Origin of the sequence: Streptococcus danieliae (genome assembly GCF_009767945.1) — a bacterium.
Taxonomy (GTDB): Bacteria; Bacillota; Bacilli; order Lactobacillales; family Streptococcaceae; genus Streptococcus; species Streptococcus danieliae.
This window is the reverse complement of the sequence record NZ_WSRS01000242.1, coordinates 1-314: the sequence shown is the minus strand read 5'-3', so window position 1 is coordinate 314 and position 314 is coordinate 1. Positions and strand designations below refer to the sequence as shown.

Annotated in this window: 1 protein-coding gene; it reads right to left on the bottom strand. The window is 47.5% G+C overall.

What is annotated here, in order from left to right; genetic code table 11:
- Window positions 1–314: Rib/alpha-like domain-containing protein (locus E5983_RS09635; protein WP_269148562.1), on the bottom strand; the 314-nt coding region annotated here is incomplete at both ends.

The window sequence follows — 314 nt, the reverse complement described above, 5'->3', positions numbered from 1 at the left end:
TTCTGCCTTCGGTGTAGAACCTGGCTCAACTGTTTGATCCTTAGCGACTGGAGTGTTCTTATCTGCATCTGTTGCAGGCTTAGATACCTTAACGGTCACTGAGACTTCTTCACTAGAACCATCTGGGTAGGTTACAACTACTGTAACTACTTTGTCTCCCTCACCTGTTGTGTCTACTGGCTCCTTGAAGGCTACCGTAGTACCTGCTGGAAGTTCAGACAGGTTGGCAATGGAATCTTCTGCCTTCGGTGTAGAACCTGGCTCAACTGTTTGATCCTTAGCGACTGGAGTGTTCTTATCTGCATCTGTTGCAG